The organism is Paenibacillus luteus (assembly GCF_006542765.1).
Taxonomy (GTDB): Bacteria; Bacillota; Bacilli; order Paenibacillales; family Paenibacillaceae; genus Pristimantibacillus; species Pristimantibacillus luteus.
The window spans coordinates 1-26,490 of sequence record NZ_SKCD01000016.1 but is presented as its reverse complement, the minus strand read 5'-3'; the positions used below and the strand labels follow the sequence as shown (position 1 = coordinate 26,490).

The following is a 26,490-nucleotide window of genomic DNA, read 5'->3' as shown; positions in this document are numbered from 1 at the left end:
TGTCACAAAACAGCTCTTTGAACGGTTGTAAGGGTACAGTCGACTGATAAAAAAAAGGAGGTGAGCGTATGGAGGAAATAGACATTGGAAAAAGGTTTGTTAATGGTGGAGAAGATGAACTGGAAGAGATAATCAATCTCTTCGGTGAAAAACTCCTTCGCTATGCAACGGCGATTCTATGTGATTATCATGAAGCGGAAAATATTGTACAAGAAGTCTTTCTTTCAGCCTATCAAAATCGGAATAGTTTTGATGGCAATAACCTATCCGCATGGTTGTACAAAATTACATATAATCGCTGTTTAAATCAACTGAAAAAGCGTAAGATCCATTATTTTCATGATATTCGTATTGAAGTAGTTTTACCAGAGAAAGATAAAGGTTTGAGTGATGAGATGCTTCGCGCATTACAGAAGCTTAAACCTATGGAACGTGCCTTGTTATATGGGCGGATTATGGATGAGCAGAGTTACGAGGAACTATCTCAGCTTATAGGAAGTTCTCCAGCGGCATTACGCAAACAATATCAACGGGCTAAAGATAAAATAATTAAATATTTTAATATTGCATATGGTAGAAAGGAGTCTAACTATGGGCAAATTTAATATGGACGAAAAACATATACATGAAATGTTCTCCCAGATTACGGTTGATTCAAGTAAACTTGCTGAACAGGTTAAAAGCCGATTGTATGAAGGTAGTGCTAACATGCCTGCTAGACACCGCAAACGGTGGACAAGGTCAACGATTGCAGCTATTGCGATATCGTTCGTATTAGTTACTAGTGCAACTGCTTCATCTTTAGGGGATTTTGATTGGTTCATAGAGAGATTTAATCCTGATTTTGGTAAGATTGTTGAACCGGTAGGAGTCTATAGTGAGGACAAAGGAATTCGCATGGAGGTTATCGGTGCACAGAAATATGATAATAGGGCGATTATCTACTTATCTCTTCAGGATAGAACAGGTCAAAACCGATTGACGGAAGAAACTGATTTTAGAGACGGATTCAATGTGAAAATGCATTCACCAACAAAAGAGGGAGTCAAAAGTGGAGACGAAGTTTTATCAGCCAGCCTGTCATGGAAACAAAAAATGCTTAATTTTAATAAAGATACAAATACCATTTATTATGAGTTTAATATCACGGCTGATCCAGACACACCATTAACAGATCGGTTGGAGCTTGGCAGTTTCCTTATTTATTTTAACGCAAAAGCCTATAAAGACGAACCCATTTCCGTATCCCTTACAGGAGTTGAAGAGGTAGAAACGATTCCTATTGAAAAAGCAGAGATTTGGGGGGGCAGTAATGTACCAAGTGACCTCGGTTCATTAACAGAGGCACTTATGCCAGGGAATTATGCTTCCATGCCCCACGGTGAAAAAGATCAATGGATTTCAAATATCGGTATGATAGATGGAAAATTGCATGTGCAGATAGGGAAAATTTTTAATAAAGAGTTTGGTTCTAGTGATGCCATGCTTACTCTAAAGAGTTCGGACGGTAATTTAATCTCCAGTGATTATAGTTTGGTATTTCTCAGTGATCAGAAAAAAAAACTTATTGATCATGAAAATAACGATTATGATGACGCTAAATATAAATATGAAGAATTTGTATTTCCTGTAAGCAGCGAAAATCTTAATAAATACACTTTATATTATACGGGTTCCGTTTATTCTGGGGTTGAAGGCAACTGGAAGGTGGCAGCAAAATCAAGTGATACAACTGCCAATTTACGTACTTGGAAAAATGATATTTCAGTTGAAGGTCATCTTTTTGAATATATAACCCTCAGTCCTTTAGGATTACAAATAATCGGTACCTATAAAGGTGAAAATTTCATGGTCAGTGATATGCTGCTTGAAATTGAAACAGTTGACGGTATTATCCCATTGGATGGTGGTGGAGGAAGCGAAAACCCTGATAAACATACCTTTAATTCAAGTTGGGATACGAAAGCGCCTTTAGATATTACCAAAGTTAAAGCAATAATTATAAATGGCACTCGAATACCGGTTAAATAACAAGATAATTTAAATAAACATTTCAACACACTTGTTTAACAAAAGCTTCATTTTGCTAAACAGGAAACCCTTGATCTTGAATGGATCAAGGGTATTTAATATTGTAATTTCCTTATCGTTGTAAATTCATATTTTCCTGACGCTACCCCATCATGAGTAAAAGAAGATTCTAGCTGTCATTGTTCAAATCGATTTTTATTATGGAAAGAGAGGAAATATAATGGTTGAATCGGTAGCGAAGAAGTATTCAGCTGCATAAAGAGATCCCAGAAGACTTAAGTATCTTTGGAGTGAATATCATTGATAATGAAGAATGAATATATAGAACATTAGAGTTAATGTGAGAATTTGAAATTATCGATTCGGAGAATATCGTTTTTTTTTTTTGCAAAGAACTTAAATGACTCAATGGATTGAACGAATTTTAATAATGCACTGGAGTAGATCGATTCCCGCTTATACACAAACCACACCTGTAAATCCCGATACTCTTCAGGCAGTCGGTGGGAAGCGATGATTCCTGCCTCTTCCGAATTGACAATTGAGGATTGTGGCAATAAAGACACGCCGAGGCCAGCGGATACTCCATTTAGAATAACCTCCAACGTGCCAAACTCCATTATTTGAATGGAAGTCAATCCGTTTTCTCTTAGAAAATGCTCAGCCTTTTTGCGATGGGTGCACCCAACGTCGAAAAACAACATTGGTTTTATGAGTAAATCGTGCATGTCATTTTTTCCTGGTTCCGAGATAAGTACTAATTCATCTTCAATAGCAGCAACATGTTCAATTTCGGGCTCATAGATAGGTCCGTATACAAAAGCTCCATCAAGTTCATATTTCAATACTTTTTGCAAAAGACTGTGCGTTTCACCGGTTACAAGTGATAGATGAACATCAGGGTAACGTGAGTGATACTCAGTCAATAATGGAGTCAAATGAGTGGCAGCTGTCGTTTCGATAGAACCTAACCGCAAGGGACCGACGGGATGTTCCGAGAATTGTGTGGATTTTATCGCTTCGTCGATCAAAGACAGGATTTTATCTGCATATTTCAACAAGTTTTCGCCTGCCGCTGTTAACGTCATTCCCCGGTTGGAACGACGGAAGAGTGGTACTTTTAACTGATTCTCAAGATCCTGTATCCTAGTGGTCACATTGGACTGCACATAGTTCAAGACTTGCGCGGCCTTCGTTATGCTGCCCTCGTGAGCGACGGTTTGAAAAATTTTCAAATCACTGATTTCCATTTCTATTCACCTGCTTGGTATGATCATTTTTGATAGTCACATTCGATTTTGACAATTTTACAGGATTTCATCCTCCAAGTACAATTTTTAAAAGAAGTACACAATAAGGTAGAGGGAGGAATGAAGATGAAAGCAGTCGTACATGCCGACGAAAGCGGCTTGAATGGCTTAACATACAAAGACGTTAGTGACAAACAGCCAGGCTACGGAGAAGTAAAAGTAAAACTGAAATCTGCAGGGTTGAACCATCGAGACTTGTTCATCATGGCAGACCGAATGGAACAGGAAGCTCCCCTGATTATTGGTTCGGATGGAGCAGGCAGGATTGAAGAGATAGGTGAGGGCGTTTCCGACTGTAGAGTTGGTTCCGAAGTTATCATTAATCCGTGCATCGGGTGGGAATCTCCTGACGATGTCCCTTCGGTTCCAGCCATTGTAGGGGGGCCATCGGATGGTACATTTGCAGAGTATATCATTATTCCGTCTCGGAATGCTGTCAAAAAGCCAGCTTACTTGTCTTGGGAAGAAGCAGGCGTGCTGCCCTTGTCTGCTTTGACAGCGTATCGAGCTTTGTTCACGAGAGGACAATTGCAACGGGGGGAACATGTTCTTATTCCCGGCATTGGAGGCGGGGTAGCGTCTTATGCCATGCTTATGGCTTTAGCGGCAGGGGCACGAGTCAGCGTCACGTCGCGAAATGAGGCGAAAAGACAAACTGCACTCTTACATGGGGCTGATCATGCATTCCATACCCATAGCAACTGGAAGGACAGTATGAACGGACACACCGTGGATCTTATTCTCGACAGCATCGGGCCTGTAACGTTCCCCTATTACTTTGATGTCATAAAGCCAAATGGCCGAATCGTGACGTTTGGAGCAAGCTCGGGAGATCGAATAGAACTCCCAATCCGAGATATTTTCTTTCCTCAAATCAGTATCATTGGTACATCAATGGGAAGTAGTAAAGAGTTTACGGATATGCTTCAATTCATGGAACGCCACTCACTTCACCCGATAATTGATCAAGTATATCCATTACAAGATACGATTCAAGCCTTTCACCGAATGCAGCAAGGGGAACAACTAGGCAATATAGCGATATTAATAGATTAAGCTGGATATAATTTGCTTAAGTTAGGGTATTGAAACCGAGGAGAGCTAAATCTGCCCTTCTTTCATTATTAAATTTACCACAACAAGAATCAATTGATCTCATAGATGTTTACATGTCTATGGAAGTGGATGGGGAGTCCAGGAAAGATGAATAACTTCAATTATTGGTCTGTTACTTTAGGTCCCTTATTTATCGCTCTCCCTTAAACGGACGATCCCCATCGCCTCCATCATCTCAATCCACTACCGCATGAGGTAGTGGATTTTTGCTGTTTTTTGAGTTCTTTTAATGGGTGAGCTTCCCCTGAGGATGCAAATTGATTCTAGAATATTAAAGAGTACCACAGCTTGTTGATTAGGTTCTTATCTGACTGGGTATCATGTACAATTGAAAACTTCTTTATGTGGGGTTTGATTTTTAGATATACTTTCCGTTTATATTTTTTTGTAAAACAAAGTGATTTTTAATTGTTATGTTACTTAATATCTGTTAACCTTAAGTTAAGTAACATTATTCGGAGGGATTCTCTGTGCAATTTGTTAATCCAATTCGGGACTTAGAAACCATACAAGCGATGAAAGATGAGTTGAGAAAACACTCTGTAAGGGATCTTTTGCTTTTTGTATTGGGAATTAATACCGGGATTAGTCTTCTTGATTTGCTCAATCTTACTGTACAGGACGTTTGGGATGGCCAGAATGCTAAGCAATATCTTTATATCAAGGATGAAAGGACAGGAGAGGAAAAGGCTTATTACCTAAACAGCAAGGTTGGGGAGATCCTATTCGAGTATTTATCAAATAATGATTGGAAATCAGAGGATTATTTATTCAAATCCAAAAAGGATTGTCGTCCGATTACCCGTCAGCAGGCGTATCGAATTATTAACCACTCGGCAAGGGAGGTAGGAATATTAGAGAAAATCGGCACCCATACGCTAAGAAAGACGTTTGGTTACCATGCGTATTATAGGGGGGTTGCCATCTCCATCCTAAAGTCGATTTTGCATCATCATTCCACAGCGGAAACGTTAAAGTATCTGGGAATCGACAAGACGGAGAAGAGAACCGTTAAAGTGGATGTGAATTTATAAATGATCTGTGTTGGAACAACAAAAAATCTCCACATTAACATGCAGAGAAGGTTAGTTGCTTTATTCTCTTTTAATTATTAGAGTCGTCAAGATTCATCGCTGCATGAATATCTATGTTTTTTAATTCAGTTACAATTCCGTCAATAACTTGAACGTGTAAAGTTGCATCATCTTTCATAAACCGGAAAAGTCCGTTATCGAAATCAGTATCGACTTCTTTGAAGAAGATGCCTTCATAATCGGTTTGCTTCTCATGATTGAAGCTTAGCTTGTATTGCTCCCCATCTTTAATCAAATAGGCTCGAATTCCTTTTTCATAAAGACCTTCCTCATCCCGAATATAACGGGCAACGGAAACAATATGCAAGTCGACAAATGGGATCTCGCGTACTAAGGAATTAATGATAGATCCCTTCGTTATTTGTTCCCATCGGCTGTGTGCCGTCTGACCAAGAATAATCTGTGTAATGTTGTTATCTCTGGCCACTTCTGAAATGACCTTATAGACAGGGCGGTTTTCATTGTCCTTCATAACAAACTGGGCCGTAGTATGTGCGTGGGCATATTCTTTCCATTGTTCGATATAGAACAATTTCTCGGCATCCAATTCGTCGAATGGCTTCGGATCAATGGTCAGTATATAAAGTGGAGCTTTCATCAGATTGGCAATTGCACAGCCACGTTTGATTAATCTTTCGCTATTGGGACCATAATACACGCAAACAAGAATGCTCTCATTATAAACGTTGTTATTCATTTTAAGTATTTCACCTCAATGCATTAGTTGGACTCGATTAAACTATGTAAGACTATAGTGGATGTTTCGTAAAGAGTCAATACGCAGGTAAAGAAGCAGAATTCTTAAACAAGGAGGAGTGCGCTTCACTATGTTCTATACCTTTATTTTTCTCCCGTTGATCAGTGCATTGTTTGTTCCCTTACTGTATAAGTATTTCAACCGCTTGGTGCATACGGGATGGTTCGTTTTAGTTGTGCCTCTAACTATTTTTATCTATTTATTGCAGTATATACCTGGCGTAGCCGCTGGTGACACCTATAGATACACCTTATCTTGGATTCCTTCTCTTGATATGAATATTGTTTTCTATGTGGATGGGCTTAGTCTTTTATTCGGTCTGCTCATCAGCGGTGTCGGTGCATTAGTTATTGTTTATTCAATATATTACATGTCTAAGATTCGAGAGGCTCTCCATAATTTCTATATTTATTTGCTGATGTTCATGGGTGCCATGCTGGGATTAGTATTCTCGGATCACCTCTTAGTCCTGTATGGGTTCTGGGAGTTAACCAGCGTTTCTTCCTTCTTGCTGATATCCTATTGGTACGAGCGCAAGAGCTCGCGCCAAGGCGCCTTAAAGGCGATGTTGATTACTGTCCTTGGCGGATTCGGTCTGTTAGCCGGATTTATTATGATGATCATGATGGCGGATACTTACAGCATTCGTGAAATACTTGCTAACCTGGATGTCATCCAAAATCATGCGTTGTTTATTCCTGCCATGCTTTGCGTTTTGTTGGGTGCTTTCACCAAATCAGCGCAATTTCCATTTAGCATTTGGCTGCCGGACGCGATGGAAGCACCAACTCCGGTGAGCAGCTATCTTCACTCGGCTACGATGGTCAAGGCTGGCATTTATTTGGTTGCTCGCATGACTCCGATTTTTGGGGGCAGCTCCGTATGGTTCTGGCTGGTAGCTGGAGTTGGACTCATTACGCTGCTTTATGGCTCTTTGACAGCGCTTAGACAGACTGATCTAAAAGCGATGTTAGCTTATTCTACGATTAGTCAATTGGGATTGATTATGTGTCTGCTAGGAGTCGGCTCATTAGCAGTCTATTTTGGAGCCAGTGACAGCGGCACCGTCTTTGGGGTAGCTGGATTTGCGGCGTTGTTCCATTTGTTTAATCACTCGACCTTTAAAGGAAGCTTGTTCATGGTCGTCGGTATTATTGACCATGAGACAGGTCGGAGGGATATTCGCTACTTAGGCGGTTTGATGCAAGTGATGCCAATCACGTTCACAATCGCTTTGGTTGGCGGATTATCAATGGCGGGATTACCGCCGTTTAACGGTTTTTTGAGTAAGGAAATGTTTTTTGCGGCAGTAAATGAGGTATCCCAGGCTGGAATTTTCGGCTTGAGCAAGATTGGATTGCTATTTCCGATCATTGCTTGGATAGCTAGTATATTTACTTTTGTGTACTGCATGATTTTTATATTTAAAACCTTTGGAGGAACATATCGTCCCGAAAAACTGACGCGAACTGTGCATGAAGCGCCTTGGGGTATGTTGTTTTCTCCAATCATTCTAGGCTTGCTCGTTATTTTCATTTTCTGCTTCCCTAATGTATTGGGCAAATACATTCTTACACCAGCATTAACCTCAATGTTGCCGATGACGGAGATGTCTTCCTATGACCTGAAAATTAGCGTATGGCACGGGTTGAATCTAGAACTCGTGATGACAATCGGTGTTATTGTTGTCGGTCTCCTTTTCTTCAAATCATCGAAGCGATGGATTCAGGCTATGCGTAATTATCCACAAGGATTAACGTTGAACCATTGGTACAATAAGGGCTTATCCGGTACGGAGAGATTCTCGACATCCTTAACGAATGGATATATGACAGGCTCGCTGAGGAGTTATCTGATCTACACGTTTGCATTCTTTGTCATTGTATTGCTAAGCTCGCTTTTGCTGCTTTATGGTATCCGGTTCGATTTTTCTAATGATGCAGCCATTAGTGTTTTTGATGTAGGACTAGTGCTTGCCATGGTGATTGCCGCTGGTACGGTCTTGCTTGCCGGCAATCGAATCGTGGCTATCGTTGCGCTCGGCGCGGTAGGCTATATGGTTGCGATGTTCTTCGTGATCTTTAGAGCTCCAGACCTTGCATTGACGCAAATGGTGGTGGAGACAGTGAGTACGCTGCTGTTCCTGCTGTGCTTCTACCATTTACCGAAGTTGACAAAACAGATCGAACGGATTCCTTTCAAGTTGACGAACCTGATTATATCGATTGCGATGGGTTTAACGGTGACCTTGCTTGCTTTGTCTGCGAATGGACATAAAATGTTTGAACCGATTACCTCGTTTTTTGAAAATGCCTTTGAGCTGGCGGGCGCCAAAAATATAGTTAACGCTATATTGGTGGATTTCCGCGGCTTCGATACGATGCTTGAAATATCCGTGTTGGCCGTTGCAGGGCTAGGTGTATATGTACTAGTTCACCAGCGTTCCAAAGGGAGGGAACAACATGAAAACGAATGATGTGATACTGAAAACAGTAACCCGAGTAGCTGCTGTGATCATATTGACCTTTTCGATCTATTTATTCTCGAACGGTCATCATCATCCGGGAGGGGGATTCATCGGGGGACTGAGCATGTCATCGGCTATTGTCCTGTTGTATCTTTCTTTCGGAGTCGATAAGGTCAGGGAAAATATACGAGTTGATTTCAAGAAGCTTTCAGCGCTTGGCGTGCTGATTGCGATTGGAACCGGAATGGCTGGCGTAATATTCGGCAAACCTTTTTTAACTCAGACCTTCGGTCATGTGGATTTGCCGATCTTTGGAGATACCGAGCTCGCATCTGCTCTGATTTTTGACACTGGAGTCGCTCTGGCTGTCATAGGCACTGCCGTCAATATTATTCTAAGCATAAGTGAGGATCGTTAATATGGAGACATTAATGGTCATACTAGTTGGTATTTTAATTTCTATTGGAACCTATTTGATTCTATCTAAGCAGTTGCTGCGGATTGTGCTCGGAGCGTCGATTGTGGGTCATGCAGTTAATTTGTTGATCATTACTTCTGGCGGGCTGAAGAAGGGGAGCGCCCCGCTGCTGGGAGAGAAGGCCGCAGGCTTTGCAGATGCAATTCCTCAAGCCTTGGTATTAACTGCGATCGTCATTAATTTTGCCGTAACAGCATTAGTACTTGTTCTAAGTTACCGTGCCTATAAGAGCTTCGGGACGGATGACATGGAGCAATTAAGGGGAAATGAGCATGAATAATTTGTTGATCGCACCGGTTATCATTCCTTTGATGACTGGTATGGTTCTTATAATATTCCAGAAAAATATATATCTTCAGCGGATTCTTAGTCTAGTTGCCTTGCTAGCCACTGTCGTCGTTGCCATTCTACTGATGAATCAGATCAAAGATAGCGGTATTCAAACGATTCAGCTGGGCGGCTGGGAAGCGCCTTTCGGCATTAGCTTCGTGGGTGATATGTTCAGCGCCTTACTGCTCTTGGCTACTTCAATTGTCGCAGTAGGCTGTCTGATCTATGCCTTTTCCTCGATTGGTCGAAAACAAGAAAAGCTTTATTTCTATCCGTTATTTTTGTTTTTGCTTACAGGTGTCAATGGTTCGTTCTTGACAGGGGATTTGTTTAATTTATATGTATTTTTTGAAATGTTTCTGGTTGCTTCCTATGTACTCATTTCACTAGGGGGAACTCAGAAGCAGCTTCGCGAATCGCTGAAGTATATATTTACGAATATTATTGCGTCAGCGTTCTTTTTGATTGGGATTGCCTATTTATATTCGATGACGGGCACATTGAACCTCGCCCATTTATCACAACGGATCGCAGAGATCGGCCAGGATGGGCTAATTACGACCGTCGCCTTGTTATTCCTAATTGTATTTGCGATGAAGGCGGGCTTGCTCCTCTTCTTCTGGCTGCCAGGCTCCTATAGCGTACCACCAACGGCAATCGCCGCTATTTTCGCAGCGTTGCTCACTAAGGTAGGAATATATGCTATTTTCAGAATGTTTACACTTATCTTTTATCATGAACCGCAGATTACTCATCTGTTTATCGGGATACTAGCCGCAATTACGATGGTTTTAGGCGGACTTGGAGCGATCGGTTTTTGGGATTTGAGAAAAATTTTAACCTACAACGTGATTATAAGTGTCGGATTTATAATGGCTGGACTCGTCTCTTTTACAACTACAGGCATAACGGGTTCCATTTATTATTTAATTCATGACATCCTGATTAAGGGGCTTATATTTATAATTGGGGGGACAATTGTTCATCTCACAGGTACAAGCGATTTGAGGAAAATTAGCGGCTTAATTCGGCTTCACCCTCAATTAGGCTGGATGTTCTTCATTGCAGCTTTGTCTATGGTTGGAATTCCGCCGTTAAGTGGTTTCCTTGGTAAAGTATTTACGACGCAAGGCGTCTTTGAATCCGGTTATTATTGGCTGGGGGCAATTGGGCTGTTGGCCAGCTTGCTCATCTTGTATTCAATGATCAAATTGTTTATGAACGCTTTCTGGGGCGAAACGACTCTAAGTGTAGATGAGGAGAAGGGGACGACGAAAGGCTTGTTGTTTCCGATCGCTCTGTTGACGCTGGCTAGTGTTGCTCTGGGAGTCGGCGCGGAGGCGATTACGGGTTACGTAGACCAAGCTGCGGAAGAATTGTTGAATCCAAGCTTATATATTAAGGCCGTGTTTGAATAAAGGAGGAAACAGCCATGCCCGTTCAGGTGCTACTCAACATATTCATCGCCTACTTGTGGATGTTTCTGCAAGAGGATATGAGCATATTAAACTTTATCAGCGGTTACTTTGTAGGTCTATTTATTTTATTGTGCATCCGCCGATTTTTTAAAACATCGTTTTATCTGTTTACGCTAATCGCAATTGGCAAGCTGTTCATTCTGTTTATTCATGAGCTGAATATTTCTGCGATGATGGTCGTGAAGCATGTACTCCGCCCTAAAATCGATGTTAAGCCGGGAATTTTCAAGGTAGAAACGGATTTGGAGGGGGATTTGGAGATCACGCTCCTATCCTTATTAATTTGCTTAACGCCAGGTTCAGTCATTATGGAGGTAAGCCCTAATTCAAAGGTACTGTACATTCACGGTCTGAACATGCCAGAATCTAAGGATGCTGTATTAAAATCAAAATCTATTTTCGAAAAAGCGATAAAGGATGTGACGAGAAAATGATATTTAAGACGGTGCTGGTCATTGCATTATGTATTTTAGCGTTGGCCATATTAGCGAATTTATATCGGATTATAAAAGGGCCTTCCAGTGCAGACCGCGTTCAAGCGTTGGATTCTATCGGTATTAATCTGATAGCCAGTACTGCCGTTTTCTCCGTGCTTTTGCACACACATGCTTTTTTTGACCTCATACTACTGATCGGAATCCTTTCATTTATCGGAACAGTTGCCTTTGCCAGATTTATTGAAAGAGGTGTTGTTATTGAACGTAAGCGGTGAAATAATCGGGGCCGTCCTTATTCTCATAGGAGCCATTTTCAGCTTGTTCAGCGCGATTGGAATTGTGCGGTTACCTGATGTGTACACAAGATCTCATGCTGCATCTAAAAGTTCTACGCTTGGCGTGCTGTGTGCGCTCGTTGGAACATTGCTGTATTTCTTAATTTCTGACGGTTTCTTCAGCATCCGCCTTATCTTGGGAATCTTCTTTGTGTTTTTGACAGCTCCAGTGGCCGCCCATGTGATCACTCGGGCTGCTTATCGTGACAAGGTGCCATTAGCAGAGCAGAGCGTCCAAGATGAATTGAAGGACTATTATATGGAGAATGAAATCGCTCGGGTAGAAGATAAGGTCGAAATAGTTAATTATCAGACAAAATGAAAAAGCATGCGTTATCTAGGCAGGTTGCTTTGCGAGAGTTGGCTGCCTTTAACGCCGAATGCTTCTAAGCGCATGTTGTATGCCTGAGACGTATATTGGAAGCCTTGATCCGAGTGGTGAACGGCTTCTGAAACGTCTCTTTTTCTTGTCCACTCTTCGACGGTATCCAGCACGAGTTGCACATCGTTGCGCGTAGACAACTGCCAAGCGACAACCTCATTGTTGAATAAATCTTGAATGACAGAGAGGTAGTGGAAGTTCGTACCGTCGGAAATGTAGGTCATATCCGTGACCATTTTTTGTGAAGGTGCTGTGGCATGGAATTCGCGTTTAAGACAGTTCGGGTACACGACCGAGGGCGTGTAATGCTATGCAGCCAGCTTAAATTCTTCTGTATATTGCTTAAATGTTTGTCCCTTTTTAGCCATAGAAAAATCCCCTCCAAGTTCACTCTTTCCTTCATGATAACATGAGGTTTTTTTTGAGTGTCTACTTAAAGGGGATAATACCATGAGATCGGGTTCTTTGTATTAGCATTACACGTGGTATCTCTTAAATGCAGAATTTAAGAAGCGCTATCCTCGTAACTCAAACAAACTTCCGACTCGTCTTCTTCCCATCACAGCTAAACACGATCTTCTTATCCTCAACGAAGGTTTCCAGGTGCACATTTTTCCCCCAAAGCTGAACGACATGGGGAAGCGTGCGCTCCACGTATTTCAGATCCAGCTCCATACCTTCGTATTCATGAATGAGATAGAGCTCGCCAACACGATTGAAGTCCCCATCTTTAACCATAAGGCTAGGAAATCCGCCGTTGACCTTCGAATAGACGAGTTGGTCACGGATATTCTCCCAAGATTTATCTGTGATTTTCCACTCTGGCCCTTTTTTTTCAAAAATGTAAAGATCCAAATCATTGACCAAATCCTTAGTCAAGTAATTGCGTAGGAAGGAGATATCTGAGTCGAGCTCACGAACCTCGAACATCTTTTCTCTGCCTTTGCCTGGCACACGGCCGAAGCGGCGCTGCTCTTCAGCAGTCGGTTTATCGAAGCGGCGCTCGATATCCTCGAATATTTTCAAGCCTAAATAGTAGGGATTTAGTGTATGACGGGAAGGCTGTACGACAGAGGAATTTAGCTTAGCAAATTCAATCGTTTCTTCGCTAGTCAGATCCAATTCGCGTATAATCCGTTGATGCCAGTACGATGCCCAGCCCTCATTCATGATTTTAGTCTCGATTTGCGGCCAGAAGTAAAGCATTTCATCTCGAAGCATAGATAGAATATCGCGTTGCCAGTCTTGAAGCGTCGGTGAATATTCCTCTATAAACCATATTACATCTTTTTCAGGCCTTGGAGGGAAACGCTTAGCATCAGCAGCTTGGGATTGTGCAGCAGCTTCGGCTGCAGCTGTTCGGTCAGGATCTAGATTCCATAAATCATCATACTGAGAAGCAGGGATGTTCCATTCTGAGCGTTGGCTGTCTTTTTGTACCATTTCGATATATCTTTTCTTATCTAGCTGGTAAGGTTTAATTAGTGTAGGATCGACATGCTCTTGAATAGCAAGAATCGCATCAATGAATTTCTCCACAGCCTCAGTACCGTGATCCATTTCATATTGATGAATCCGATCAGCAGTTGCCGACATGCTTTCGACCATATTCCGGTTTGTAACGCTAAAGCGAGCATTATTTTTGAAAAAATCACAGTGAGCCAGAACGTGAGCAACAATGAGCTTATTTTGGATCAAAGAATTTCCTTCTAGAAGGAAAGCGTAACAAGGATTAGAATTAATGACGAGTTCGTAAATCTTACTCAACCCAAAATCATACTGCAATTTCATTTTATTGAAACTTTTTCCAAAACTCCAATGACTGAATCTCGTGGGCATGCCGTAAGCGCCAAAGGTATAAATAATTTCGGCAGGACAGATCTCATAGCGCATTTGATAAAAATCCAGTCCAAAGCCTTGCGCGATTTCTGTTATTTCATCGATGGATCGCTCCAAAGCACGAATCTCATCTTGGGTCATCCGTCATCCCTCCGCATTCGAAAATACGATTCATACCATTTGTATGTAGGATAGGCCAAGGTTATGCCGATAGACAGCGAAGCAATTGATCCATAACTGGCAACATTTTCAGGAAACATTCAGCTTCCATTCAGCTTTATCTCAGTACTTTCCATTAACCTATAGGAAGTGGATAAGCATAACCCTTCAAAGGAAAACATCATTCACAACCATAAAGAGGAGGATATAGATGAAAAATAAGAAATTAATTACTTTGGCAGCAGCCTTAATCATCGTCATTGGTGGAGCCGTTTATTTTGTTTATGACGGATTAACAGGTAACCATGTAGAAATCGAAAGCGTCATTGCTCAAGCGCCTGCTGAAAATAACAGCACTGAAGTATCTGGCAGTGGGGAGTCTGCGACCGATGAGGCAACGCCAGCATCCAATGAGGCAGCTGACGTTGACGGTGAGTGGAGCATTGGTTCGGATTCGAAGGTTTATTTTTCTGTAACCACCTCTAGAGATACCGTAAACTATGAACTTGCTAAAGTAACAGGCAGCTGGAATCTTAATTCGAAGGATGCTGCCCAGACCAAAGCGGAAGGAACCGTTGAAGTGACCAGCATGGACTCGGGAAATTCACAACGAGATCAGCATATTTCCGAAGCGGAATATTTGGACACGGCGCAATTTCCTAATGCGACCTTTGTGGCTAAGTCCTTCGAGGGTCTTCCAACAGAGTGGAAAACGGGTGAGGTATATGATGTAAGCATGACAGGCGAGCTCACCGTAAAAGGAATTACGAAAGAGGTTGTCTTCACGGGTCAGACGGTATATGACCAGGGCTCACTTAAGCTTGAGGCAAGCACTGTCGTTACCTTTGATGACTTTGGCATGAAAAATCCTCATACCGTAGTGATGGAAACGGAAAACAACCTAACGGTCGAGCTGCGTTTGTCATTAAGCAAATGATAAGACGAGTTTGAAATAAAGCAATAAGAGTGAAGGGCTTCCTGCAAAGGAGGCTCTTTTTTTCTATGCGGCCAAGCGGAGAAACTCCAAAAAGGCAATCGTCATGATCTCCTTAATCAGAAAAGGTAAATGCGTAATAACGTCGAATAGTTGTAGGAGAATGTCGGTTTTCACCTTTGTAACGGAATGATTCATTTCAGAGAGGAAAGTTAACGTGGTTCAATCCGTCCTTTTGCCTGTTATACATGGATTGCTGTATATGATCGCGGCTTGTCTTCTGTTTCTTGTCATTAACCCAAAGTTTATCTTTGACAGCCGCCGGCGCAAGCTGCTCTTTTTAGCTATTCTGACATTATTGAGCTTTGTCTATCTCGGATATGAGGAGCATAATCCCATGGTCTATGCTCTGCACCTTATTCCTTTATCAATAGCGCTGGCTTCTTTATATGAGGGAGCCGTGCCTGGCATCGCAACCTGGGCGGCGTTTGTTTTTTGTGGAATCTTCGTCGTAGAAACAGAGGGGCTTCCTACTCTGCTTGCAGGCACGGTTCTTTTGGGGCTCGGGCTGCTGCTTCATTATAAGATGGAGATCAGCTCACATAAACGAATGTCTTTGTATACAATTTGTCTCGTTATGATCTATTTACTTCTTTATTTAAGTACGCTTTGGCTGCAAGGCAGGTGGGAGGATACTCGCTTGGTCACCGTCATTGTTACGATAACGTTAGTCTCTTCTTTATTTACCAATTTCATTTATTTCTACGTGAAGCATCAGGAGCGATTTCAGAGGGAGCTTATTCTATCGGAGAAATATCAGTTAATCGGGCAATTGGCTGCCTCTCTCTCGCATGAAATTCGCAATCCATTAACGACGACAAGAGGCTTCTTGCAGCTGATGGGAAATGAAAATGTCAGCAAAGAAGCGATGGAGCGCTACCGTACTTATGCCTTTGAAGGCATAGACCATGCGAATAGCATTATTACAGATTATTTGAATTTCTCCAAACCGTCATTGGAAGAGCCGACGCTGTTGAATGTAAAAGAAGAAGTAGATGGTGTAATTTCGTGGCTGCACCCGTTCTCCGTCGTAGCGAACATAACGATTAATGTCCACCATTTGGCAGATACGTCCTTACAAATATGGGGAGAGCCCAAAAAATTTCAACAATGCCTGCTTAATGTGATGAAAAATGCAATTGAATCGATGCCCGAAGGCGGCTCGCTAACCGTACACACTCGGCTGAAAGTAGAGATGGTTCAAATCATTATTCGAGATACAGGCGTCGGTATGAGCAGCACGGCAATAAAAAGAGTAGGGCGTCCCTATTTTACAACAAAGGAAAGCGGTACGGGACTTGGGCTAATGGTCGTTGTAAGCTTAGTGAAAGCGATGAATGGGAAAATATATTTCAGAAGTAAACCGAATGAGGGTACGATTTGCGAAATGCATTTTGGACTCATCAGCAATGGATAAGAACCTTCGGATGGAGCCTTCCGAATTGTTAAATTCGGACAGAAGAGGCCGGCTTAAAGGTTCTTTTCGTTTTGTTTGATCCCGTACATCGCTTGATCCGCATCGCTGATTAGTTCCTTTAGGCTGCTGCCTGCTCCATGTTTGGCACTAATGCCGATGCTTGCTGAAATGGAAATCGTATGGCCCTCTATAACGAAGGGTTCATTGATGGAGTCTTTGATCTTTCGTGCAACAAAATCGATATCTTGATTTTCAACCAGATGCTGGAAGCAGATGACGAATTCATCACCGCCATATCTAACAAGGATATCGCTTTTCCTGACACTTTGTTTAAGTCTTGCAGCGATTTGAAGCAGAAGCACGTCGCCAAAGTCATGCCCGAAGGTATCGTTGACATCCTTAAAATCATCAATATCGATAAACATGACGCTATACTGCTTGTCTGAGCCGTTTTGGTATAAATGAGATAAGTAACGCCTGTTGTACAGACCGGTCAAACTATCGGTCACGCTTGCATTTTCCAAATCCAAAATATAACCAAAAAATGCCGCCATGGATTTGAGAAAGGCGAGCTGCTGTTCTGTGAGCTGGATGGGCTCGTGATGCCAAGCGCAGATCGCGCCTACGGGGTGATGGTCAGAGGTAGTTACTGCTATGCCGATAAATGATGTGGCTTCAAGCTGCTGGGTAATCGGAAGAGAGGCTGTACGCTGATCATCGTGTATGTTCGGAATGTTGAGTATAGGAGCGGTATGATGTAGGACGAGGGTGCTATAGTTTTGTAGCAAAGTGATATGGGTACTGTTTGGATTCGATATCTCATGGCGACTGAATGCCCGGAGAATTCGGCTTCCCGTACCATTGGCCGTTGCAACTGCAAGGGTGTCTACATGAAGAAAGTGCTTCAGGGTGTCAATGATATGGTCGGCTGCATCATCTAGTGAGCGTGTGTTACTGCTCATGTTCTCAACTCCTGCCGTAGTGTTGAAACCAAGGGGTTACCTTATAGTTCCATAGTAGTCTAAAAGACGTGCTAACTCAAGAAAAAATGTTGTTATTTAGGAATATTGAACTATTTTCCAAGAGGTTACTCTGACTTTGTCACATAAAAGCGTCTCTTATGTTCACTAATGAGGTTGAAATTATATATATATTATTTCAATTCACTTAAAATTAATACTTGAATTAACTATAAAGCTGTAGTTAAATAAAAGTAACAGCGCTTGTTAATGATTGAGTTACTAATTAACGATTCTATTAATTCGATGACGAGGTGGATGAGCATGGCAGACAAGGCAACGATGATTGTGGACAAAGATTTTCAAATTGGTGAGGTTGATAAACGGATTTACGGTTCATTTATAGAGCATCTGGGGCGTGCGGTTTATGGAGGAATTTACGAGGCTGATCATCCGCAAGCAGACGAACAAGGATTTCGCTCCGACGTGCTTGAGCTGGTAAAAGGGATTGATGTACCGATCGTTCGCTATCCAGGCGGTAATTTTGTATCCGGTTACAACTGGGAGGATGGTGTTGGTCCGGTAGACAAACGCCCGAAGCGGCTGGAGCTTGCATGGAGAACGATCGAACCAAACTGGATTGGCTTTAATGAATTTATGGATTGGTGCAAGAAGGCGAACACGGAAGCGATGATGGCTGTAAATCTAGGAACCCGCGGCATTGATGATGCTCGTAACCTGATTGAATACTCCAACCATAAGTCAGGTTCTTATTGGAGTGATCTTCGCATTGCGCACGGATACAAAGATCCGCATAACGTGAAGACCTGGTGCCTCGGCAACGAGATGGACGGACCATGGCAAATTGGGCACAAAACGTCCGTAGAATACGGAAGGCTTGCTAACGAAACAGGTAAAGCGATGCGGTGGGTGGACCCGACGATCGAGCTTGTTGCCAGCGGAAGCTCGCATATCGGCATGCCAACATTCCCGGAATGGGAAGCAACCGTCCTTGATTTGGCTTATGATACCATTGACTATGTATCTATTCATCAATATTATGGAAATTCACAAAATGATACGCAAAACTTCCTTGCGCAGTCCATGAGTATGGATTCTTATATCAATACCGTTATTTCAACTTGCGATTATGTACAGGCGAAAAAACGCGGCAAGAAAAAAATCAATCTCTCATTTGACGAGTGGAATGTGTGGTTCCATTCTAACGCTCAAGACAAAGAGCTGGAACCATGGCAAATCGCGCCTCCTCAGCTTGAGGACGTGTATACCCATGAGGATGCACTTGTTGTCGGTTGTATGCTGATCAGCATGCTGAAGCGTGCCGACCGTGTCAAAATGGCCTGCATCGCACAGTTGGTAAACGTGATAGCGCCTATCATGACCCAAAACGGCGGCCCGGCATGGAAGCAAACGATTTATTATCCTTATATGCATGCTAGTATTTTCGGACGCGGAACGGTTCTTGTACCGCTCGTGAAATCGCCTAAGCACGATACGAAGGATTTTACAGATGTTCCGTATTTGGAGACGGTGGCTGTCCATAATGAAGAGAAAGAGGAAGTGACGATCTTTGCGGTTAACCGCAACATCGAAGAAGCGCTGCCTTTTGAAATCGATCTTCGCAGCTTCGGAGATTTCCAGATTATCGAGCATATTGTGCTTGAGCATGAGGATCTAAAAATGACGAACACGGTTGACGCGCCAAACCGCGTAGCCCCTCATACATCCGGCACTGCTGCACTTTCAGACGGCGGGAAGATTCAAGCAACGCTTGGCAAAGCATCTTGGAACGTGATTCGCATCAAGCTATAAGAAGAACTGACAGGGGATCCGGAAGCCGCTATTGCGGCTTTTGGGATGCCCTTCTATTATTAAGGAGTATAGAAAGGAGAGGACCGTATTGATCAATGCAAATACAGATGAGGCATGGCTGCCTTTATATGAAGCGTTAGCGAGCCCAGTAAGGCTCTCCATCATAAATTTGCTTGCAACTAACATGATGAACGTGAAAGAGCTTGCAGAGGGAGTCGGCCTCAGCAGCGCAATTGTGACGATGCACATCCGGAAGCTGGAGAAGGCTGGAATCGTTCAGACGAAAATGGTGCGCAAGCAAGGGGGGACGCATAAAATTTGCTCGCTTGCGGAGCGTTCGATTGCCATCGAGCTGCCGCACCCCACGATGGATTTGCGGAAGGTGCATGACGTTAGCGTGCCTGTTGGCCATTTTACAGAGTTCGAGGTATTCCCAACCTGCGGCATCGCAACGGTAGATAAGCTGATTGGACAGTTTGATGATCCACGCTTCTTTCTGGAGCCGGAGCGGATGAATGCTGGTATTTTGTGGTTCGGTAAAGGTTACGTGGAATACAAAGTACCGAATTATTTGCTCTCGGGACAGCGTCCCGTCGCACTGGAAATTACGTTGGAGCTGGGGTCGGAAGCGCCGGGCGTAAATGATAACTGGCCATCGGATATTGATTTTTCACTGAATGGCCTGGATATCGGAATGTGGACAAGCCCTGGCGATTATGGCGAAGTCAGAGGACGCTTCTCTCCTGCTTGGTGGGGAGACCGTGTCAATCAGTACGGCCTGCTGAAGGTGATTCGCATTCAAGAGGATGGCACGCTAATTGATGGCCAGCATATGTCGTCCGTCAGCATTAGTGAAATTGGACTGGAGCGCAATTTTTGGACTTTCCGCATTGGTGTCAAGGAGGACGCTGTCCATGTTGGCGGGCTGACCTTGTACGGCAAAGGCTTCGGCAACTACAACCATGATATTATGTTCCGAGTCTTTTATGAGGATGTGCGTGGCGTATAAGGCAGCTTAGCTGCCTTTTGCTATATGTTCTTCCCCCTCCATACATCTAGATGACCTCGAAAGTTTCCTTTACCACTGCTTAATTTTTTTTATATCGACATGCCATTTTTAAAACTAGTAGATATAATGGGTAAGACAGGTAATATAAGCCAACCTTACTCGGAGGATTAAAGATGCTGACCATGTTCACCTTTCTCAAAAAGTATCGTTTTGCCGCCTATGTTGCTCTACTTCTTATGTTAATTGAGCTTATGGTGGAGCTTTTGCAGCCTTATATCATTTCCAAAATCATTGATGACGGCATTGGACAGGATAACCTGTCTGTTGTACTGAAATGGGGCGGCTTCCTCATTGGTTGCTCCTTCATTGCGTTTGTCGTTGGTATCCTCAGCTCCTTCTATGCCTCCCATGTTAGCCAAAGCTTCGGCTTTGACCTGCGAGAGAGGCTCTACGAAAAAGTGCAATCGTTCTCATTTGCCAATTTTAATCGCTTTCCTGAATCATCACTTATAACGAGACTAACCAATGATGTTACGCAGCTGCAAAATACGGTGTTCATGGGACTGCGAATTATGCTTCGCGCTCCGCTGCTTGTCATCGGAAGCATTGTGATGGCCTTTATCGTCCATCCTAAGCTGGCGATATGGGTTGCGGTGGTTATCCCTTTTCTGGCTGTATTTCTTCTTTGGGTGCTCAAGAAGGGCGAGAGCTTATTCCGTTCCGTTCAGCAGCAGCTCGACCAAGTCAATAGCGTAATGCAGCAAAATCTAATCGGGATGCGAATCGTTCGCGTGTTTGTGCGGATGAACCATGAATCTAGGCGCTTTGCAGGAGCAAGTGGTTTTCTGATGGATCACACGATTTCCGCTCTTCGTTTGACGGAGGCAACCATGCCGATCATCCTGCTCGTTATGAATGCCAGTGTGATGGCGGTGCTTTGGTTTGGCCGCATTGAGCTGGATACGAAGGGCGCGTCCGTTGGGGAGGTCGTTGCCATTGTCAATTACGCGACTAGAACAACAGCGGCGCTGTCCATCATGTCGTGGATTGTGGTCAACTTCTCTAGGGCACGCGCATCGGCTCAAAGGATTGAGGAGGTCATCTTGACCGATATTGACCTGACGGATACAGACGAAAGCGATAAAGCTGTAAGGCTCAAGGAGGGCGGGGTATCCTTTGACAAGGTCTCGTTTCAATACCCGGAATCAGACCGCCGGATTCTGCATCAAATCTCGTTTTCGGCCAAGCCGGGAGAGACAATTGCTATTATGGGAGCAACAGGCTCTGGCAAAACCTCGCTAATCCAGCTTATTCCCCGGCTTTACGATGTTCAGAGCGGCGATGTTCGGGTAGACGGGATAGACAATCGTCATCTGAAGCTGGCGCAGCTCCGCAAGCAAATTGGTTATGTACCTCAAGAGATTATGCTGTTCACGGGCACCGTGCAGGAAAATATTCGATGGGGCAAGGAAAATGCAACATTCGAAGAGGTTGTAGAGGCTGCGAAGCTGGCGCAAATTCATGACACCGTTATGAAGCTGCCGGAGCAATATGACACCATTGTAGGGCAGAAGGGCGTCAATCTGTCCGGCGGGCAAAAGCAAAGGCTGACCATTGCGCGCGCACTCGTTCGGAAGCCGGTTATTTTGCTGCTGGATGACAGTACTAGCGCGCTTGATGTACAGACGGAAGCGGCGCTGCTTGAAGCGCTTAAGCAAATGAACTGCACGACTTTTCTTGTCACGCAAAAAATCAGCTCTACGATATCGGCGGACTCTATACTTCTGCTGGACGAAGGTGAGCTGCTTGCGCAGGGCAAGCATGAACGATTGATTAGAGAGTCCAGCTTATATCAGAAAATTTACGAATCACAGTTCGGGAAGGAAGGTGTATCCCGTGCTTAGACAGCTCAAAGAGCCATTTCAATATCAAAGGCCAGACAAAGCTGTTGAGGTTCCGGCAAGCGGGCAGGCCGCAGGCAAAGGGAAGAAAAAACCAAGAGCTCAAAATGCTTCCCAGACACTTAGGCAGATGTGGAGCTATTTAATTGGATACAAAGGCAAGCTTTTTGCGGTCATGATTATGATATTGCTCAGCTCCGGCTTCTCCTTGTTGGGCCCATACTTGGCCGGGACAGCGATTGACCATTTCATTATGAATAGGGATAGCGGATTCGTGGTGTTTCTTATTGGCATGGCTGTCGTATATGCGCTCCATTCCATTACGATGTGGCTGCAAAGCATCTGGATGATCACGATTTCGCAAAAGACCGTATACCGCATGCGGGTACAGCTATTTGAGCATCTGCACCGGCTGCCTATCCCTTATTTCAGCAAAAGGCAGCACGGAGAGCTGATGAGCCGGGTAACGAATGATATCGAGAACGTCAGTTCTTCGTTGAACAGCTCGGTCATTCAGGTGTTCTCGAGTGTGCTTCTGCTTATCGGCACGGTTGGCGTAATGCTCTCACTTAGTCCGCTTCTGACCTTGTTAACGTTTCTTGTCATACCGCTCATGCTGTTTGGTATGAAATGGATAACACAGCAGACTGGCCGTTTGTTTAAAGCGCAGCAGCGCAATTTGGGTGACTTGAATGGTTATATAGAAGAGACGCTTTCGGGGCAGCGCATTGTCAAAGCATTTTCGCAGGAGGAAACGGTCATCGCTGCTTTTAAGGAGCGTAACGAGCGCATTCTCGTTTCCGGCTTTTGGGCTCAAACGATCTCGGGCTTTATTCCGAAGCTGATGAATGCACTCAACAATTTAAGCTTTGCCATCATTGCGGGCATTGGCGCGGTGTTTGTTTTAAATGATGCTATTACGGTAGGGGTAATCGTTATTTTTGCCGAATATTCCAGACAGTTCACTCGCCCATTGAATGATCTTGCAAATCAATGGAACACGATGCTGTCGGCGATTGCAGGCGCGGAGCGGGTATTCGATGTGCTTAGCGAGGAAGAGGAGCGCACGGATGAGGCGAATGCTTCAGAGCTTGCCGAGGTCAAAGGACATGTCGTGTTCGATCACGTTACCTTCGCCTATGAAGGGCGCTCGGCGACGATTAAGGATGTAAGTTTTAAATTAGCGCCTGGCGAGACGGTTGCCTTGGTCGGTCCCACAGGTGCGGGTAAAACAACACTTATCCAGCTGTTGTGCCGATTTTATGATCCCAGCTCTGGCAGCATTCGGATTGACGGACAGGACACGAAGGAGATCAAACGCGAGAATTTGCGCTCTCATATGGCTTTTGTGCTGCAGGACCCTTTCCTCTTTGAGGGCACGATTAGCGATAATATCCGTTATGGCAAGCTTGATGCGACAGACGCCGAGGTGGAGCAGGCGGCTAAGCTTGCAAATGCCCATAGCTTTATCGTTCGGATGAAGAGTGGATACCATGCCATACTGAAATCGGATGGCAGCGGCATTAGCCAAGGGCAGAAGCAACTGCTTGCGATCGCGAGAGCTATTCTTGCCAATCCATCGATATTGGTGCTGGATGAAGCAACGAGCAGTATAGATACCGTCACCGAGATCAAAATACAAGAAGCGCTGCAGCGGTTGATGCAGGGCCGAACAAGCTTTGTGATCGCTCATCGTCTCAATACGATTCAACAAGCAGACCAGATTGTTGTGCTGAGGGATGGCGCTATTATAGAGAAAGGCTCTCATGCGGAGCTTCTGCATCTAAAAGGATTTTACAGCTCGCTTGTGGGCGGACAGCTGCAGAGCAGCTAAAACCTTATTGCAACTATTTTCGCCGATGAACAGTATTACTAGGTACAAGAAGAAACGGCTTCGTCGTCCTTAGCAAGAAGAGGGAAGCTGTTTTTTTAGAAATAAAGACTACTTATCTTATGAACCATAGGAATTGTAATATTTTAAACAAGGAGGTGGGTAACATGGCAAAAGTGGAGTGCGCCAGCTGTGGACTCAATATTGAGATGGATACGGACAAGCTTATGACTGCCGTTTGCTCCTCATGCGGCGTGAAGCTGGTTCAGGAAACTGTACCTTATGAGGTGACGGATGAGGAGTTGCAGGCTTCTATGAATATAGATGACAAGAACAAGCCAGAGGATGTCGACATTCATAAGTGGATAGGGAAAATCGGGGATCATGAGAAGCAAACCAAGTATGTAGAGGAAGGGTTCTGGGCAAAGGTGAAGCGTCATGCGGCAAAAGTTCCGTTCGCCAAGGAAGTCGTGACGCTGTATTATTGCTCGGCAGATCCGAAGACGCCTTTGGCTACTAAAGTAACGGCAATTGGAGCGCTAGCTTACTGGATTTTGCCGATTGACCTGATTCCGGACTTTATTCCGGTAGTCGGATTTGTTGATGACGCAACGGCCATATTTGTGGCTTATAAGGCAATTAGCGGGCAAATTACGGATGAACATCGCGAGAAGGCGGAGCAGTTCTTTATCCTTAACAAAAGTGTGAAGCTGGTAAATACTCAGCCATAAGCTAGCGGTATATCCCCAATGAAGGACGTCCCACGTTGATGAAACGTGCCGGACGTCCTTTTATTTTGCCAGTGGATCAGCGGCTAAAACAAGCTCCAATCAAAGGTTTGGGACATTTGCTCAAGCAGGGCAACCCCTGCGATGCTGTTTCCTTTGCGATTCAGGGACGGACCGACCAAGCCGATCCCGTAACGGCCCGGTACCAGTGTTAAAATGCCGCCGGACACACCGCTTTTGGCAGGCAATCCTACTTGAATCGCGAATTCCCCAGATGCGTTGTACATGCCGCATGTGGTCATAAACGTTTTGGCAATCTGGACATATCGGCGCGGAATGAGTTCTTCTCCTGTAATCGGGTTCGTGCCGTTATGGGCAAGCACCAAGGCCATCTGGGCGAGATCAGTACAAGTTACGCAGATGGAGCAATGTCTAAAGTAGACATCGAGCACATCTTCAACTGCGCCCTCAAGCACTCCGTTATCTTTGAGGAAATAGGCCATGGAACGATTCAGGTTGGCCGTGTCGGATTCGGAGCGGTATACGTCCAGATCGTAATCCAGCGAGCTGTTATTAGAGAGAAGACGGAAAAATTCAAGTACCCGTCTCGACTTTTCAGTGGGACTTTCCCCTGCGATCAGAGAGGATATTGCAATTGCGCCAGCATTAATGAGCGGATTAAAGGGAATGCCGGGCTGTACCAACTCCAGCTTGAGCATGGAGTTAAAGTTGTCGCCTGTGGGCTCCATGCCTACTTTGTCAAAGACACCGGATTCGCCATTATCCATCAACGCCAGAATTAAGGTGAATACCTTGGAGATGCTTTGCATGGTGAACGAAAGCTCGGCGTTCCCTGCGGAGACGGAATTCCCTTGCGCATCGATGAGATGGATGCCAAGGGCATCGATCGGGGATTTAGCAAGCTCTGGTATATAAGATGCGACCTTTCCATTGGCGCTAAGCAGCCGGTTCGTTTCAACCCACGTAGGCAGAAGCGTTTGAAGACGTTGGATTTCAGTAAGGGACATAGCGCAGCTCCTTCGAGTGAATCAGATATAGAATAGATGATGTGTTTATTTTATAATAGGCGAATGGACTTTATATAGTATCAATTCTGAAAAAATAGGAATGTTACTGTTGAAATATTCCCTATTTTAAACGGAGAAATAATAATAAACGATGATTTTAAAGTTTTTTTCGAAAAAGGCTTGACCAATTGTAGGGTAGCATGATATATTCTAATTCCGGCCGAGAGAAACATGCGGACGACAAGAAAAACAAGCAACACAAAGGAAAGAATAGATTGCTCTTTGAAAACTGAACAACGAGTAATAACTGCCTCGCAAATCCTTCGGGATAAGCGAAAAAAGCGATAAAAAAGTAATGAGCATTTCAAACACCAATTTGGAGAGTTTGATCCTGGCTCAGGACGAACGCTGGCGGCGTGCCTAATACATGCAAGTCGAGCGGAGTTGATAAGGTGCTTGCACCTTTGATACTTAGCGGCGGACGGGTGAGTAACACGTGGGTAACCTGCCTATAAGACTGGGATAACATTCGGAAACGAATGCTAATACCGGATACGCGATATGGTCGCATGACTGA

The 26,490-nt window shown here is 43.9% G+C and carries 25 protein-coding genes and 1 rRNA gene; 19 read left to right on the top strand and 7 right to left on the bottom strand.

Features of this window, described 5'->3' with window-relative positions; genetic code table 11:
* The first annotated feature begins 68 nt into the window (after positions 1–68).
* Together E0496_RS13740 and E0496_RS13735 are read left to right on the top strand one after the other, a co-directional pair.
* Positions 69–605 (top strand): RNA polymerase sigma factor, encoded by a 537-nt coding sequence (locus E0496_RS13740; protein ID WP_141502304.1) that lies wholly within the window; start codon positions 69–71, stop codon positions 603–605.
* The gene (locus E0496_RS13735) at positions 592–2,031 is read left to right on the top strand and encodes a DUF4179 domain-containing protein (RefSeq protein ID WP_141502302.1); all 1,440 of its coding nucleotides are present in this window, start codon (positions 592–594) and stop codon (positions 2,029–2,031) included. Before E0496_RS13740 ends, E0496_RS13735 begins: the two co-directional genes overlap by 14 nt.
* Positions 2,032–2,366: 335 nt before the next feature.
* Here the strand turns inward: E0496_RS13735 and E0496_RS13730 are convergent, their stop codons facing one another.
* Positions 2,367–3,281: a LysR family transcriptional regulator gene (locus E0496_RS13730; protein ID WP_141502300.1), complete on the bottom strand. Its 915-nt coding sequence runs from the start codon at positions 3,279–3,281 to the stop codon at positions 2,367–2,369.
* Between the two features lie 126 nt (positions 3,282–3,407).
* On the opposite strand from E0496_RS13730, the gene E0496_RS13725 reads away from it, so the two are divergent.
* Both E0496_RS13725 and E0496_RS13720 read left to right on the top strand, forming a co-directional pair.
* Positions 3,408–4,397 carry a zinc-binding dehydrogenase gene (locus E0496_RS13725; protein ID WP_141502298.1) on the top strand — a complete coding sequence of 330 codons (990 nt, stop codon included), beginning with the start codon at positions 3,408–3,410 and terminating at the stop codon, positions 4,395–4,397.
* A gap of 530 nt (positions 4,398–4,927) precedes the next feature.
* On the top strand, positions 4,928–5,491 hold the full coding sequence (locus E0496_RS13720) for a tyrosine-type recombinase/integrase (RefSeq protein WP_141502296.1): 564 nt from the start codon (positions 4,928–4,930) through the stop codon (positions 5,489–5,491).
* A gap of 70 nt (positions 5,492–5,561) precedes the next feature.
* On the opposite strand, the gene E0496_RS13715 is transcribed toward E0496_RS13720, so the two are convergent.
* Positions 5,562–6,248 (bottom strand): universal stress protein, encoded by a 687-nt coding sequence (locus tag E0496_RS13715; RefSeq protein ID WP_141502294.1) that lies wholly within the window; start codon positions 6,246–6,248, stop codon positions 5,562–5,564.
* Positions 6,249–6,378: 130 nt separating this feature from the next.
* On the opposite strand from E0496_RS13715, the gene E0496_RS13710 reads away from it, so the two are divergent.
* The 7 genes from E0496_RS13710 to E0496_RS13680 are packed head-to-tail and all read left to right on the top strand — an operon-like array spanning position 6,379 to position 12,155.
* Entirely contained in the window at positions 6,379–8,784 is a 2,406-nt protein-coding gene (locus E0496_RS13710; protein WP_141502293.1) for a Na+/H+ antiporter subunit A, read from the top strand.
* Positions 8,771–9,193, top strand: coding sequence for a Na(+)/H(+) antiporter subunit B (locus tag E0496_RS13705; RefSeq protein WP_139996552.1), 423 nt, complete (start codon positions 8,771–8,773; stop codon positions 9,191–9,193). Before E0496_RS13710 ends, E0496_RS13705 begins: the two co-directional genes overlap by 14 nt.
* 1 nt (position 9,194) lies before the next feature.
* Complete coding sequence (locus E0496_RS13700; protein WP_139996553.1) at positions 9,195–9,533, top strand: Na(+)/H(+) antiporter subunit C; 339 nt, start codon at positions 9,195–9,197, stop codon at positions 9,531–9,533.
* Positions 9,526–11,001, top strand: a complete 1,476-nt coding sequence (locus E0496_RS13695; RefSeq protein WP_139996554.1) for a Na+/H+ antiporter subunit D — start codon at positions 9,526–9,528, stop codon at positions 10,999–11,001. Before E0496_RS13700 ends, E0496_RS13695 begins: the two co-directional genes overlap by 8 nt.
* 14 nt (positions 11,002–11,015) lie before the next feature.
* Complete coding sequence (locus E0496_RS13690; RefSeq protein WP_139996555.1) at positions 11,016–11,495, top strand: Na+/H+ antiporter subunit E; 480 nt, start codon at positions 11,016–11,018, stop codon at positions 11,493–11,495.
* Complete coding sequence (locus E0496_RS13685; RefSeq protein WP_139996556.1) at positions 11,492–11,773, top strand: Na(+)/H(+) antiporter subunit F1; 282 nt, start codon at positions 11,492–11,494, stop codon at positions 11,771–11,773. Before E0496_RS13690 ends, E0496_RS13685 begins: the two co-directional genes overlap by 4 nt.
* Positions 11,739–12,155: a Na+/H+ antiporter subunit G gene (locus E0496_RS13680; RefSeq protein ID WP_421923851.1), complete on the top strand. Its 417-nt coding sequence runs from the start codon at positions 11,739–11,741 to the stop codon at positions 12,153–12,155. Before E0496_RS13685 ends, E0496_RS13680 begins: the two co-directional genes overlap by 35 nt.
* Before the next feature lie 11 nt (positions 12,156–12,166).
* Here E0496_RS13680 and E0496_RS13675 read toward each other — a convergent pair whose 3' ends face one another.
* Together E0496_RS13675 and E0496_RS13670 are read right to left on the bottom strand one after the other, a co-directional pair.
* Entirely contained in the window at positions 12,167–12,505 is a 339-nt protein-coding gene (locus tag E0496_RS13675; protein ID WP_277755853.1) for a DDE-type integrase/transposase/recombinase, read from the bottom strand.
* Between the two features lie 238 nt (positions 12,506–12,743).
* Entirely contained in the window at positions 12,744–14,195 is a 1,452-nt protein-coding gene (locus tag E0496_RS13670) for a SpoVR family protein (RefSeq protein ID WP_141502288.1), read from the bottom strand.
* A 229-nt stretch (positions 14,196–14,424) separates the two neighbouring features.
* Between E0496_RS13670 and E0496_RS13665 the strand changes: the two genes are divergently transcribed.
* Positions 14,425–15,150 (top strand): YceI family protein, encoded by a 726-nt coding sequence (locus tag E0496_RS13665; protein WP_141502285.1) that lies wholly within the window; start codon positions 14,425–14,427, stop codon positions 15,148–15,150.
* 63 nt (positions 15,151–15,213) lie between these two features.
* Here the strand turns inward: E0496_RS13665 and E0496_RS36875 are convergent, their stop codons facing one another.
* The gene (locus E0496_RS36875) at positions 15,214–15,345 is read right to left on the bottom strand and encodes a hypothetical protein (RefSeq protein WP_277755852.1); all 132 of its coding nucleotides are present in this window, start codon (positions 15,343–15,345) and stop codon (positions 15,214–15,216) included.
* Positions 15,346–15,364: 19 nt separating this feature from the next.
* Here E0496_RS36875 and E0496_RS13660 point away from each other — a divergent pair, with 19 nt between their 5' ends.
* Positions 15,365–16,624, top strand: coding sequence for an ATP-binding protein (locus E0496_RS13660; RefSeq protein WP_141502284.1), 1,260 nt, complete (start codon positions 15,365–15,367; stop codon positions 16,622–16,624).
* Between the two features lie 53 nt (positions 16,625–16,677).
* On the opposite strand, the gene E0496_RS13655 is transcribed toward E0496_RS13660, so the two are convergent.
* Entirely contained in the window at positions 16,678–17,586 is a 909-nt protein-coding gene (locus tag E0496_RS13655) for a sensor domain-containing diguanylate cyclase (protein ID WP_141502282.1), read from the bottom strand.
* Between the two features lie 321 nt (positions 17,587–17,907).
* Here E0496_RS13655 and arfA point away from each other — a divergent pair, with 321 nt between their 5' ends.
* The 5 genes from arfA (at position 17,908) to E0496_RS13630 (ending at position 24,888) form a co-directional block, all read left to right on the top strand.
* Positions 17,908–19,416 (top strand): arabinosylfuranosidase ArfA, encoded by a 1,509-nt coding sequence (arfA, locus tag E0496_RS13650; protein WP_421923847.1) that lies wholly within the window; start codon positions 17,908–17,910, stop codon positions 19,414–19,416.
* 91 nt (positions 19,417–19,507) lie between these two features.
* Positions 19,508–20,425, top strand: coding sequence for an ArsR/SmtB family transcription factor (locus E0496_RS13645; protein WP_421923879.1), 918 nt, complete (start codon positions 19,508–19,510; stop codon positions 20,423–20,425).
* A 173-nt stretch (positions 20,426–20,598) separates the two neighbouring features.
* Positions 20,599–22,329: an ABC transporter ATP-binding protein gene (locus E0496_RS13640; protein WP_141502279.1), complete on the top strand. Its 1,731-nt coding sequence runs from the start codon at positions 20,599–20,601 to the stop codon at positions 22,327–22,329.
* Positions 22,322–24,160 carry an ABC transporter ATP-binding protein gene (locus E0496_RS13635; protein ID WP_241674799.1) on the top strand — a complete coding sequence of 613 codons (1,839 nt, stop codon included), beginning with the start codon at positions 22,322–22,324 and terminating at the stop codon, positions 24,158–24,160. The genes E0496_RS13640 and E0496_RS13635 overlap by 8 nt, the downstream gene beginning before the upstream one ends.
* Before the next feature lie 164 nt (positions 24,161–24,324).
* The gene (locus E0496_RS13630; RefSeq protein WP_241674798.1) at positions 24,325–24,888 is read left to right on the top strand and encodes a YkvA family protein; all 564 of its coding nucleotides are present in this window, start codon (positions 24,325–24,327) and stop codon (positions 24,886–24,888) included.
* A gap of 83 nt (positions 24,889–24,971) precedes the next feature.
* On the opposite strand, the gene glsA is transcribed toward E0496_RS13630, so the two are convergent.
* Complete coding sequence (gene glsA, locus E0496_RS13625; protein WP_141502277.1) at positions 24,972–25,913, bottom strand: glutaminase A; 942 nt, start codon at positions 25,911–25,913, stop codon at positions 24,972–24,974.
* Between the two features lie 373 nt (positions 25,914–26,286).
* Here glsA and E0496_RS13620 point away from each other — a divergent pair.
* Positions 26,287–26,490 (top strand): 16S ribosomal RNA (locus tag E0496_RS13620); the annotation flags it as partial.